Source organism: Enterobacter sp. Res13-Sevr-PEC09-46, from assembly GCF_015672585.1.
Taxonomy (GTDB): Bacteria; Pseudomonadota; Gammaproteobacteria; order Enterobacterales; family Enterobacteriaceae; genus Enterobacter; species Enterobacter hormaechei_C.
Genome location: NZ_JADABR010000012.1, coordinates 118,132 through 131,165, shown reverse-complemented (window position 1 = coordinate 131,165; position 13,034 = coordinate 118,132). Strand labels below are relative to the sequence as shown.

Here is a 13,034-nt window from a genome sequence, read left to right as displayed (position 1 = left end):
CATATGTTATGAGAGTTATTAGTGGGAACTATGCAAAAGACTCATAGAACGATTCTAACCGCCCCCATTAACCTATGAAGCCCTCATTATCTTAGAACCGATATAACCCACAACAATTTCATGGCTTTCTTCATCGACAATAAAGTGCACTCTTCCAGGAAAGCTACCAGTAAAACGAACGTGCCATTCAAAACATAGCTTTTCTGATTTCTTTTCATCATGGAAATAACAGTAATCCTTCCTAGAAGTCGATTCAGGAGAGGCGTATCTGGAAAATGATGGCCAAGCAGTATTTAATGTCCAGTTCTGTACATCTCTTGAGAGGCAGTCTAACGAAATAAGAGCTTGAGAAAAAGGAAGGCTTGCTCCGGCAAGAGCTGACAGATCTTTTTTTGTACGTTCTAAGAAACGAAGCCCTGGATATCTCCTTTCCCTTTCATCCCAAAGTTCATCAATGGAGGGGTTTATGGTAAGACCCAAGTTTTCAAGCCAATCTTTATGAAAATTGGCGTGGTCAGGCTTACTCATATTCCTGACTTGTTCTGAGAGTTCGGTTAATTCGCCATCATCTTGTAAGCTCGTGCAAATTACTTCAACCATAGGATTTAACCAATCAGGAATAATACAATGGCTAAAGGTTGCAGAATCAAGCAATGCTGCATACATCAGGGCTACAGATTCAATTCCGCTCGGAGTTGCCTGATATTGTATCTCTTCGATTTGCTGGCAAATCATCTCTTCTATTTGAGATGAAATCGGAGAACGGCTATTTAACTGACGGATGAACTCCCATTCTTCACGATATTCATTACCTGAAAACACCATTTGTAACGTAAAATTATCAGAAACTTGATAGCTACCAATAGGTACAGAAAGATTTATTGAGAAATCTTTATTTATCTTCCTCGCTGATTTCAATGTTGAAATAAGAGACAGCGCTAAGTGTACAGCTTCATCTTTATTGAGATCGCCGTTTTTTCTAGACATTCCATCTATAAATAGAACTGGTGATGTCATATTTTTTTAGTCAAGAAGTTCATCTAACGCCTTGCTCCATTGATCAAAAAAACCTTCCGGCCATTCGCTAAAACGGCCATTGCTGTGTAAAACAGGGGATTTTACTGTAGTTTCACCCGTTTCAAGTTCTCTTGAGAAAAAATGAACAGAAATATCATTGTTATCAATTTCACCGTTCTTTGTCGCTACTCTTATGCCATTAATAACATGATCACTGTGAGTTTCAACTATAATCTGTACACCATCAGATGCGCACTTTGCAAGTAATAACCCTAATGCTGCTTGTCCTCTTGGGTGCAGATGTGCTTCAGGATTTTCAATAAGGAGTATAGAGCCTGTTGGTGCGGACAAAGAAGCCACAATGATCGGTAGGCAATAGGTTAGTCCGAATCCGACATTAACGGCTTTATGTTTTCTACTAGCTGAATCAACTGTACTACCAGAGTATGAGAATCTAAGAGCTGTAGCATCACCATCATCTAAAGCTATTGGTTGCGGACGGGAACCAGGGCTTAATTCTTGTAGCCAACCTGTAGTTTGATCGAGCAAATTATCTGTTGGAACCAATCGTTTTAATTCTTCTACTGATATATTACTTACCTTCTCCGAATATTTTCTTGTAGAAGGAATCTTGATTTCTCGATTTTGTATAAGAAAGTCAATCGTATACTCGCCTTTGCAGCCTAACCATCCTGTACTTCTTTGTGATGTGCTTGCTTGGCTATAGGTATCAGCTGGCGTGATGCGGTCAGCCTGAATAAGCTGAAAACCGAGTCGAAATTGATCTATTAAATCATCTAGATCACCTTCACAACTTACCGGAAGAGTATCACTACCCTCAATTGTCGGTGCAGATATTTTTATTGTTCCATTTGGGGTTTCAATAATAAATTCGATGCTATCAGACTCTGCATTTTCATATCTAATATCTTCACTTCTGCCTATAGAAACCAAAGGACCCCTGAGTATAAGGCATTGATTTAAAACGTTTTTATCAAAGCTCTGTTTAAGCAGTGTGATTGATTGCAATAATGTACTTTTTCCAGAACCATTGAGACCAGTCAAAACAGTTAAGTTATTTAACTGAACTTTGAGATTTTTTGCCGATTTGAAATTATGCAACTCTATAGACTTAAGCATACAAAGCTTCCTTAAGAATACCTCGCAATGTGCGAACTCTAATATTCGCAGATTCAGATGAGCCAGTACCAATTGATAATGAACGCACAAAATCTTGATTTTCTTTAAGTGCTTTATGGAATAGATTATCTATGATACTTTTTTTCTGTTTAGCAACTTTTAAATCTGTTTCGTCAAGTGAACCAAACACAATCATTTCCGCTTCAAATAAACCACGATTAATAGGCCCTCGTGGTTGATCGCAACTGCTTTTCCTAAATGCGTGTTTTCCTCTTATTGCACATGTTGCATCAAGAGAGCGAAAGAAGGCATTTGAAGCAGAGTCCCATTTATCACTGTCCCATTTAGGGAGGATATATTCAACGGTAGTGTTTAAAAATTCGTCAAGATTTTGATTGGCTGGCCTCTGGTTCGGTAATGGTAATTGCCATAATGAAATAAAACGCAATACTAACTCCATATCCTGTTGACGAATCTTAGGGATTTTATTTTCAGTAGCCTTTATAAAAGCATCACTTTCAGAAAGTTCTCGGATATAATTTCGCCATTCTCCAGGGAAAATTGCATTCCTCATTTCCTGAGCTGTAAGAGGTAAACCACCTTGATTTAATCGAGCAAACACATTAAATTTTACTGCAAACGGTGTGTTTGCACGGATTATATTTGCTGTTATTTCAAGTTCTGAAATACGTCGTTGGAAACGTCTTTCGAGTTGTTCGTAAGACTTACCTTCTAGTTCGCTTAAATATTGTAATCCTTTTAATTGTAATGGCTCAAGGTTAGAGTTTGTCACAGAGTTTAGCAATTGAACATTTTTGAAATGAAATATTGTGCAAAGCCTTTGTAAGCCATCTACTACAGAATAGATACTGTCCGAATCCTCGCTAAAATAAAAGGATGGTAGAGGTATTCTCAACAATATTGACTCGATTAATCTAGATTTTCTACGAATATCCCAAAGATTTGCTTGCCGTTGAAAATCTGGTGTCAAATCAAGTTCATTATTATCTAAGCGATCTTCAAGCAAACTGATAGTCATTTGCCTAACAACAATATCTATTTGAGAGGGATCAAATGGTGAATCAATTTCTAAATCGCGATCTTCATCTGGATCGAATGCAATATCTTTATAAATATCTTTAATGGTATCAGACAAAGAATTGGGTTCTCTGAGTGGGACCATATCGTCTACAGATTTTTTATTTGTAGCATTTGATTTCTGTTCGACTTTGTCTTTTATAATCAATTCAAAGAGATCAGGATAATGAGACTTGACCCTGTCTGTTAGTCCAGGAACGATACCATTTAAAGCAATCAATAAAGCTCGTAGATTTTGACCTGGTTTAGATGTTTCAATCCGTTGGACTACTTGGCTACTATAATTGTTCACTCCAATGACTGGCATCGCTGCTATTTCAGCATAGCGATTTCCTTCGAGAGTCACTATATCCATTTTTGTTATAGAGCGAGGGAGAATTACTCCAATATAAATTTGTATCGATTTAGTTTCATTATATCCGCCCTCACCTTGAATATGGGAAATCTTACCAATGGCACGAATGCCCTGAATCCAAGGGGTTTTCCCCCCTTTATTATTATTTGTACCCAACCAAATTATAGCAATGTCCCCTTCGCTGACGCCTTTAGGGATTTGTTTGCAATTTACATAAATTGAAAATGAAGTTTGCTCATAAGAAACAACGTTATCAATTTTCTTAATCTCATTCTCGCTATCAGCGCCGAGTCGAATTATAAAAAAACTAGTCATGAGCAACCAATCTTGTTTACAATAAGTTTATTGTCAATGTAATCATCATTTACATCGCCTGGTTCAGGAGTAGCTTTTGCTATTAACCGCAAGGTTGTATCTAGCGGTGAAAACAAATTTCTACCTAATTTGTCTACACGACGTAAGATCCCTTGTACAGCATTTACGCTCAGGAAGTAACGTTCGTGCACATCATTTTTCTCAATAATATCAATTAGTTGAGATTCCACAGGATTTAATGGACTAGGTGAGACAGGAACTGAAACGTAAAATCGTTCAAAGCTTGCTCCACCAGATTTCCATTTATATTCTTCTGTGTCTGAACTTAATTCTTCTATGGCTGCAGATTTTGACATAACCTTCTTAGTTAAAAGCTCAAAAGGTTCAACGGTGCATGTATCTTCTTCGAGTAATTTCGATATTCTCGATGAGATCCATTTTACAACCGGTACACATACAGCATTACCTATAGCATGATATCTACTAGTTTCAATACCCTTAATCGGAATGACATAATCGTTGTCTGGCAAAGTCCAATCATTAGGTAAACCTTGAAGTCTTTCACATTCCAAAGGAGTGAGTCTGCGAACTTTATCAGAATATGAAATATAAGTTCTAGCCCAGTCAAGACCTGTATGTCTTCCAGATGTAGCTGATATACAGAAGGAAATTTGCGGTACAGAAATTCCTGTTTCTTCGCATTTATATTCTTTCAAAAAACCTTGACGCTCGTTCTTTGGTTTATGAGAAATGTTATCTTCATACAATGCTCTCACTGCTTTTTCAGGTGACCCATGCCAAGCGCAAATAAAGACCCGAGGGCGCGACTGGGGTGCTCCAAAATAACGAGCATTTAGCACTCTCCAAGAAACCGCGTATCCTAGTTCTGTTAATGAGTTAAGTAATGTCTTGAAATCTTTACCTTTATGGGAGCTTAAAAGGCCTGCAACGTTCTCCAACAAGACCACTTTGGGCTTTCTAACTGATAGGAGATCTAAGAAAGTATAAAAAAGACCAGATTGGGTCCCTTTCAAGCCGTTGCGTTTCCCATGAGGTGTACGTGCAAGTGAAAGGTCTTGGCATGGAAATCCGGCCGTCCAAACCTCTGCGTCAGGTATTTCGAAAGCAGTTAACTCTTTGATATCTCGAAAATTATTAGTATTTGGCCAGTGTCGTTTTAAAACACTTCGACAGAACTCATTGTTTTCGCAATAAAAAGTCGTCACGAATCCTTGTGTTTCAAATGCAAGGTCAAATCCACCGATACCAGCAAAGAATGAGTTAACACGTTTGGAACCACTGGATTTGATGGATTTTTTATTCGATCCCACCACATTTTCCTTTATTATCAATGAGTAGATAGAGATTCATTTATCGGTAATGCAGTCGACAACGCATTTTTCAAACCATATGAACGCAACAAGCAATGATAGCGTCCATGATTACTAGGGAGGATGCACGCTCACTTTCGTTCATTGGCATACAAAAAATGTAACTTTTTTGTTCTGCATAAACCAATCTACGATCTTATAGTTTTAGCATAAATTTGATACATTTAACACACTTTTGTCAGGAGTTTGATTGTATTCGATGCTATAGAGTCGGATGCGATAAAGGAGTTATATAGAAAAAAACGTTTGAATGAAAATTAAAATATTCTAGCATGTTATTAATTTATATTTTTTTAATTATGATGCAAAAGTAGCTGTTTTTATGGAGGAAATAATTACAGCTATATGAAGAATTACTTCGTGTTTAATATAAGATTTATATTGTGAATGAAGAAGTTAAACCAGTTATGCTGCTTAATTGTTTAATATAAAGTGGCCATCTTTTCCAGATAGCATCTATATCGAATAAATAAACTCTATTACTATCGAAAATTTTCTGCACCCGACGTGGTAGACGAGAGCAGTTCATGTCTCTTAAAACTCTTTTCTTTAAGGCATTTATACTAGGCTCTCGAGGTATTTTGATGACATACCCTTTTTTAAGTAACTCTTTTGCTAGATCTTTTGAATATATCTGAAGCCGGTTAAAGGCATTTTCCATATAATTAAGATGAGAAAGCATCAATGGGTTACCATAATTGCTTGTAGGCTTCGCGTTAGGCCTGTACCTCGACTCAATACGCAAAAATGATTCGTGTTGACTTAAATTGACATTAATAAACTTTGAATTTTTATGATATGAAGAATCTTTATCTTTTCCCAAGTTAATCTTCTCATAACAAAGAATATGTACTTTAGAGCGTTTGCTTCCTACACGAATGCCGGGTAATCCTTGAGGCTCGTCATAAGGTTCTGCTGAAGCAGAACCTTGTAAACCCCATATATAATCATCTAAGCGCCGGGAATAAAGATCCAATGCAATATCAATCTGTGTAATCCATGCTCTCGATAGTAATTGATGAAATAATCCACCAAATTGCTTATTCATCCATGATATTAAGTAATCAATTTTCTTTGATGTGAGATGTTGTGGATGGAAATCGAATCTTATACCGCCTGTATTTTTGTTTATGGGAGAGTAATCTATTCTTAATATAACAGGCTTTCTTCTGCGTTTACTTCTTATCAATATTGCACTTCTATATGGCATGTCTTCTTTATTTTTAATATAATATATTGAATATCTCTTGTTTTTATTGTTGAGGATTTTTTTAAGTTTAGAATAGATATATTTCATTTCAAATTTGTCAGTAAAATCACTTACTACAGTAAGTTTATCAATTCTTATTTTTAATAAATTACCGTGAGTATCATTTCCAATGGGTAATGATGAGCATGTGTCTATGTTGTATTTGTTGAGGAGCATTGTTAATCCTTTTGACCAGTCGTAATAAATTGAATGCAATATTATTATTGAATTTATTGTTTGATATACAGTTCATTTTCTACAATTATGTTAATACGGTAAGGTCTATATCCATAAATATATTAGTGTGTCTATAACGGGCTATTAGAGGAGATATCTTCAACTTAATTTGTGGATACTTTATGACGACTGGAAATCCACTCCAAAACCTCCTCTTCTCGCCATGCAACTGCACGTGATCCGGTTAGGCTGACTTGCCGAGGAAACGCACCTGCTTCGATTTGTCGATAGAGCGTTGCACGAGAAATTGCGCATAGTTCCAGAACGGTTTTCACCTTGATTAAGCGTTGATTCAACATGGTTTAAATCCACAAAAAAGCGCATCGGATTGATACATCAACGATTTACAGTTTTATGAATTAATCGGATGAAACTTCATAACTAATTGAAATGTAATGTCTTTTTTCTTTAAAAGTTTCGAAAAGTTTCAAATGCCGAAAAGTTTCAAATGCCGAAAAGTTTCGGAACTTCTGCGTTTCAAAAAAAGTTCAGCGTCTAAAAATTTCAGGCTTTCCAGATGAAAGCTTCGTGCGTGTTAATCGAAAAAGATGAGTTTGGTAGATTATGAGAACAGCCTTTTTTGGCTGGTCTCAGCAATGCGTTGAGAAAAAGAATGGCTAATTTTTCGACATTAAATTGGATTTTAAGGAATAATTTTTAAGGATTTAACTCATAAAGATATCGACGTTATACAAGTAAAAAACATAGCTTTTTATAAACAAACCATATTTCTGTCTGAAAAGCTTATTGAAAGATAAATTAATTAAACGTATTTATCTAGAAACATGATTAAAACCCTGCGTTGTTCATGAGTTAAAATAGGCCAAATCTGTTCAAATCTATTCTTTAAGTCCACATCTTTCACTGGAACAAATTCAGATTGTTCGTTATTACCAGAGGAGTTCTCATCAAAACAATCAATGAAAAACCAACCAATTGGCGTATTCATTTTTATGGCAATATTTACAAGATGTGCGACATTAATTTTATTAGCGCCTCTTTCATAACGTGAAAGTTGCTGCTGGGAAATATCAGCATACTCGGCTAATTGCTGTGCAGTCATACCAAGTTCTTTCCTGCGCATCTGGATACGCTGGCCAACCATCTTATCAGTGGCTTCGGATGCAAGCTTCGCCATTTTCCCGCCTTGTTTCTAACGTATATGTCTATAAAAGACATTTTGCGGGTGTTTTACTCTTGCATGAACATCAATAATGGATTATAAATCGATTTTTACTCGCTTATGGATGTCTGGACTTCAAGGAAGTCCATTTTCTTTCTTTCAGCTTCCATAAAAGGAATTTAACTGAAATTTGGTCTGGCTTCATTAACACTACCAAGCAATAACTTTTTCTAAGAATCTATGATAATTGAGAGGTAATATGAACAATTCATCTATCGCTAAAATATTAAGTATCTCGTTGTTTCTTTCTTGTAGTACAGTCTACTCCTCTTCGAATAATATACATTTGCAAGAGACTGTAAGTTCAGTGTCAAATCAGCAAGATGGAGTGACAAATAATGATGTATTAAATTACTTATCTGAAAAATACAGTAATGAAATCTCAAGCTTGGGACTTACAGATAAGCAACTCAACTCTAATGTTTATGTTCGCGCAAGCTTGAATGATAACTTTTTATTTTTCTCGAATCTGAAACAGTTTATTTCTGTTTTTTACGACCTCCCCAACCTTCAGTCAGTCAATGTTGTTAAGTATAATAGCTATATAGGTCTCAAGGTAAAACTTGCAGGGCGTCCTGCAACAGGATTTGCACTTTATCAAGAAGATAATGAGTTTTTCTTGAAGGGGGTTATAAATGAAAAAGGACTTATTGTGGCTGAGAATATAGAAGAGGAGGGACTGGTATTTAACTCATATTATTCAGTCGCTTTTGTTGTGTTTAATAAGAATGGTGTTAAATATTAATCTTATATATAGATGAAGACATGAAACTTTTGACGACTCTACCACTGATGATTTTGTGTTTTTCAGCCAAAGCGAGTGATTTTAAAAAAATAAATGGAATACTCTCTTTGTTTCAGAGCAAAAATCACACCACCTTCAGTATTCATTCTTCTCTTGGCACTACATCGGGAGTATGTGAAGTAGGAGGTGAGTTAACACTCATTGAAGCACGTAAAGGGCAACGTAATCGTTGGGTTTATAGTGACCAGTCAAGCATGTGTGTTGTGTTGATAAGTGAATTAGATAATGGTGCCATGCAGGTTATCTCGAAGGATTGTGATAAATACTGTGGTGTAACATCTATAGGTTCTATAAACGGCACATACAATAAGTGAAAAATTACTTTAGCCTGATTAGTTTCAGGCTAAAGTACATATTGATAGATTAAAATATTAAGCTATTTCTTTTCTTATTGGTTCTACGTTGTAATTATTACCCTTTTCCAAGGTTGTAAGTAGCTCAGCCCATACAGTCAAAGCTTGCTTACGTTCTTCAAAGTATTGATAGCGATTATATATACCTTCAACACCTTTGATTTTATGATTTAAGCAGCGTTCTGCTATCACCGGATCGACCCCCAGCGCAGCTAAATGAGAGCGAGCTGTTCGCCGAAAATCATGAATGGTGAAATTTGGCACATCTGGCATATTTGATCTTAGTTTCGCTAACGCTACAGGCAGGGTACTTTCCTGAATATGAGGAATCATGCGGTGTTGCATTTTTCTTGCCGGGAGTACCCATTCACTATTACCGGACATAATTTGTAATTCTTTAAACCAGCCAACAACGGGTGCCGCCAGCGGGATATCAATCCCATCGCCGTTTTTTACGCGCTCAGCAGGCAAATGCCAGACGCCTTCATCCAGATCAAATTCTGACCATCTGGCACCACACAATTCCATCTTACGGCAGCATAGGGCTAAAATGAGCTTCATAGTTAATTCATTTTGACGGGAAAACCCTTTGGTCAAAGGCATTACCTGAAAAAGCTGTACCAGCTCTTCTCGGCTTAACCAGCGTTCACGGCTTTTTTCTTGTCCTCCGGCATCAGAAATGTCAAATGCACTTGCCGGATTTGCAGCCAGCATGTGCCTCTTGATTCCATAATCAAAGATCCGTCGAGTCCATCTGAGGACGTCATTAGCAACGGTAGGCGCTCCTCGTAGAAGAATCTTTTGCAACATATCATCAATATGATAAGGGCGAACGTCCTCTATTCGCAGGTTGCCTATGTTCGGATTTATATCTTTTTCGATTCGGCGGCGCAGTATGTCGGGGTGTTTCCAGCGTTTAAGTATCTGGCGTTCAAAATATTCACTGGCTAATTGGGATACCCGAAGTGCATGTTTTTCAGACTCTATTTTTTTGAGGGCGTCAGCTTTACGTTCTTGCTTCTCTCCGGCAACGTCATAACCCAATGCTACACGTGCTGAGAGTTCTTTGGCGGTTTCTCGCGCTTTTGCTAGTGAGAGTTCAGCATAGGAACCGATACCCATTACCCGCTGTTTTCCAGAGAAACGATAGCGAAAACGCCAGAATGGAACTGCATATTTCTTTGGAAAACATAGAGATAAACCATTGCCATCTGACCTTGCTTCGAAGCGTTCGTCAGCTCTGATCCATGCCTTGATTTGTATGTCTGTCATTTTTGCCATATATGACTCTGCTTATGTGCTGTGTGTACATAATCATGATGCCATAAAAGTCATTATGTACATAGTTAAGTACACGCTAAACATGCGCTGTAGTGATACATGATGAGACAAGGTGATAAAGATATAGCCCGTATTAACGGGCTATTAGAGGTGGTCTTAGCTTGGGTGGGACAAGGTGAGATCGCCTGAGACATTACTCAATGTTCTGGATCTGCTCGCGCATCTGCTCAATCAGGACCTTCAGCTCAATCGCTGAATTGGTTACCTCTGCATTGATAGACTTAGACGCCAGCGTGTTCGACTCGCGGTTGAACTCCTGCATCATAAAGTCGAGACGGCGGCCTACCGCTTCTTTCTTCTTCAGAATGTTGTAGGTCTCTTTAACGTGCGCTTCCAGACGATCCAGCTCTTCAGCCACGTCCACACGCTGCGCCATCAGCACCAGCTCTTGTTCCAGACGGTTGTTTTCCAGCTGAACTTCCGCCTCTTCCAGTTTGGCGACAAGACGCTCACGCTGCCATTGCAGCACTTCTGGCATATGAGCGCGCACTTTAGCGACTTCGGCGCTCACGCCTTCAAGGCGTTGCTCAATCATCGCTTTCAGCGCCTGGCCTTCGGTTTCGCGGGCAACGATAAAGTCGTCCAGCGTGCCGTCGAGTGCAGCCAGGATTTCAGCGGTAATCGCGTCCAGATCCTGCTCTCCGGCGGCCATCACGCCAGGCCAGCGCAGAATATCAACCGGGTTGATCTCGCCTTCATCGCTCTGCATTTTGACCCAGTTCGCCGCATTAACCAGCTGTTTTGCCAGCTTTTCGTTCAGGAACAGTTCGCCCTGTGCACTGGCATCGGGCTCAAAACGCAAATTACATTCCACTTTCCCGCGGGTCAGACGCGTACGGATACGCTCACGCACCACAGGCTCCAGGCTGCGGAACTGTTCCGGCATACGGAAATACGTTTCCAGATAGCGCTGGTTTACCGAGCGCATTTCCCAGGTAGCGCTACCCCAGCTACCCTTGATTTCACGCCGGGCGTAGGCGGTCATACTGCGGATCATAGACATTCCCGTTTTTAAAGGAGAGATGGGGGGATTATAGCTTTCAGGGGCTTCTCAGGATAGGAATAAGCGTCCTTTATCCGTATAATGCGCAGCCACATTCGTTTCAAGCCGGAGAATCCATCATGCGTCCAGCAGGTCGTAGCGCCAACCAGGTGCGTCCCGTCACCCTGACCCGTAACTATACAAAACACGCTGAAGGCTCCGTGCTGGTTGAGTTTGGTGACACCAAGGTGCTTTGCACCGCGTCCATTGAAGAGGGCGTGCCTCGCTTCCTGAAAGGTCAGGGCCAGGGGTGGATCACCGCCGAATACGGTATGTTGCCGCGCGCAACCCATACCCGTAATGCCCGTGAAGCGGCAAAAGGTAAGCAGGGCGGTCGTACTATGGAGATCCAGCGCCTGATCGCGCGTGCGCTCCGCGCCGCGGTTGACCTGAAAACGCTGGGTGAGTTCACCATCACGCTGGACTGCGACGTGATCCAGGCCGATGGTGGCACGCGTACGGCCTCTATTACCGGTGCCTGTGTGGCGCTGGCAGATGCCCTGAACAAGCTGGTTGCCGCCGGTAAGCTGAAAACCAACCCAATGAAAGGGATGGTTGCTGCTGTCTCCGTTGGTATCGTTAACGGCGAGGCGCTTTGCGATCTGGAATACGTTGAAGATTCTGCCGCAGAAACCGACATGAACGTGGTGATGACCGAAGATGGTCGCATCATTGAAGTGCAGGGTACGGCAGAAGGCGAGCCATTCACTCACGAAGAACTGCTCACCTTGCTGGCGTTGGCCCGAGGGGGAATCGAATCTATTGTAGCGACGCAGAAAGCGGCGTTAGAAAATTGATTTTAAGGCGACCAATGAGTCGCCTTTTTTTTGCCTGTAAGACTGAAAAGACAAAGGAGCAAATCCATGAAATCGTATCAGCGCCAGTTTATTGAGTTTGCGCTTAACAAGCAGGTACTTAAGTTTGGCGAGTTCACGCTGAAATCCGGGCGTAAAAGCCCGTATTTCTTCAACGCCGGGCTGTTTAATACCGGGCGCGACCTGGCACTGTTAGGCCGCTTCTATGCCGAAGCGCTGGTGGATTCCGGGATTGATTTTGACCTGCTGTTTGGCCCCGCGTACAAAGGCATTCCAATCGCAACCACCACGGCGGTGGCGCTGGCGGAACACCATGACCGCGACGTACCGTACTGCTTTAACCGTAAAGAGGCCAAAACCCACGGTGAAGGCGGCAATCTGGTAGGCAGTGCGTTGCAGGGGCGTGTGATGCTGGTGGATGACGTGATCACCGCAGGTACCGCGATCCGTGAATCGATGGAGATTATCCAGGCTAACGGCGCAACGCTTGCGGGTGTGCTGATTTCGCTCGATCGTCAGGAGCGCGGGCGCGGCGACATCTCTGCTATTCAGGAAGTGGAGCGCGATTATGGCTGCAAGGTCACGTCGATTATCACGCTGAAAGACCTGATTGCGTATCTGGAAGAGAAGCCTGAGATGGCTGATCATCTGGCGGCGGTGCGTCAATACCGCGAAGAGTTTGGCGTATAATTC

At 40.5% G+C, this 13,034-nt stretch carries 13 protein-coding genes; 4 read left to right on the top strand and 9 right to left on the bottom strand.

What is annotated here, in order from left to right:
- Positions 1-72: 72 nt before the first annotated feature.
- The 7 genes from IMQ56_RS07405 to IMQ56_RS07375 form a co-directional block, all read right to left on the bottom strand.
- Positions 73-1,017 carry a hypothetical protein gene (locus tag IMQ56_RS07405; protein WP_196063628.1) on the bottom strand — a complete coding sequence of 315 codons (945 nt, stop codon included), beginning with the start codon at positions 1,015-1,017 and terminating at the stop codon, positions 73-75.
- 6 nt (positions 1,018-1,023) lie between these two features.
- Positions 1,024-2,157: a DUF3696 domain-containing protein gene (locus IMQ56_RS07400; RefSeq protein ID WP_063216093.1), complete on the bottom strand. Its 1,134-nt coding sequence runs from the start codon at positions 2,155-2,157 to the stop codon at positions 1,024-1,026.
- Positions 2,150-3,925 (bottom strand): DUF262 domain-containing protein, encoded by a 1,776-nt coding sequence (locus tag IMQ56_RS07395; protein ID WP_196063627.1) that lies wholly within the window; start codon positions 3,923-3,925, stop codon positions 2,150-2,152. The genes IMQ56_RS07400 and IMQ56_RS07395 overlap by 8 nt, the downstream gene beginning before the upstream one ends.
- Positions 3,922-5,256, bottom strand: coding sequence for a DNA cytosine methyltransferase (locus IMQ56_RS07390; protein WP_230326203.1), 1,335 nt, complete (start codon positions 5,254-5,256; stop codon positions 3,922-3,924). Before IMQ56_RS07390 ends, IMQ56_RS07395 begins: the two co-directional genes overlap by 4 nt.
- Before the next feature lie 436 nt (positions 5,257-5,692).
- Positions 5,693-6,742: a hypothetical protein gene (locus IMQ56_RS07385; RefSeq protein WP_196063626.1), complete on the bottom strand. Its 1,050-nt coding sequence runs from the start codon at positions 6,740-6,742 to the stop codon at positions 5,693-5,695.
- 164 nt (positions 6,743-6,906) lie between these two features.
- Positions 6,907-7,101 (bottom strand): AlpA family phage regulatory protein, encoded by a 195-nt coding sequence (locus tag IMQ56_RS07380; RefSeq protein ID WP_196063625.1) that lies wholly within the window; start codon positions 7,099-7,101, stop codon positions 6,907-6,909.
- A 464-nt stretch (positions 7,102-7,565) separates the two neighbouring features.
- Complete coding sequence (locus IMQ56_RS07375) at positions 7,566-7,940, bottom strand: helix-turn-helix transcriptional regulator (protein WP_196063624.1); 375 nt, start codon at positions 7,938-7,940, stop codon at positions 7,566-7,568.
- A gap of 352 nt (positions 7,941-8,292) precedes the next feature.
- Here IMQ56_RS07375 and IMQ56_RS07370 point away from each other — a divergent pair, with 352 nt between their 5' ends.
- Both IMQ56_RS07370 and IMQ56_RS07365 read left to right on the top strand, forming a co-directional pair.
- The gene (locus IMQ56_RS07370; RefSeq protein WP_196063623.1) at positions 8,293-8,730 is read left to right on the top strand and encodes a hypothetical protein; all 438 of its coding nucleotides are present in this window, start codon (positions 8,293-8,295) and stop codon (positions 8,728-8,730) included.
- A 20-nt stretch (positions 8,731-8,750) separates the two neighbouring features.
- Positions 8,751-9,104 (top strand): acyl-CoA dehydrogenase, encoded by a 354-nt coding sequence (locus IMQ56_RS07365; protein ID WP_196063622.1) that lies wholly within the window; start codon positions 8,751-8,753, stop codon positions 9,102-9,104.
- Between the two features lie 57 nt (positions 9,105-9,161).
- Here the strand turns inward: IMQ56_RS07365 and IMQ56_RS07360 are convergent, their stop codons facing one another.
- Together IMQ56_RS07360 and IMQ56_RS07355 are read right to left on the bottom strand one after the other, a co-directional pair.
- On the bottom strand, positions 9,162-10,424 hold the full coding sequence (locus tag IMQ56_RS07360; RefSeq protein WP_196063621.1) for a site-specific integrase: 1,263 nt from the start codon (positions 10,422-10,424) through the stop codon (positions 9,162-9,164).
- Positions 10,425-10,617: 193 nt separating this feature from the next.
- Complete coding sequence (locus IMQ56_RS07355) at positions 10,618-11,481, bottom strand: YicC/YloC family endoribonuclease (protein ID WP_112018022.1); 864 nt, start codon at positions 11,479-11,481, stop codon at positions 10,618-10,620.
- 125 nt (positions 11,482-11,606) lie between these two features.
- On the opposite strand from IMQ56_RS07355, the gene rph reads away from it, so the two are divergent.
- Positions 11,607-12,323, top strand: a complete 717-nt coding sequence (rph, locus tag IMQ56_RS07350; protein ID WP_015570044.1) for a ribonuclease PH — start codon at positions 11,607-11,609, stop codon at positions 12,321-12,323.
- A gap of 66 nt (positions 12,324-12,389) precedes the next feature.
- Positions 12,390-13,031 carry an orotate phosphoribosyltransferase gene (pyrE, locus tag IMQ56_RS07345; protein WP_015570043.1) on the top strand — a complete coding sequence of 214 codons (642 nt, stop codon included), beginning with the start codon at positions 12,390-12,392 and terminating at the stop codon, positions 13,029-13,031.
- Positions 13,032-13,034 lie beyond the last annotated feature (3 nt).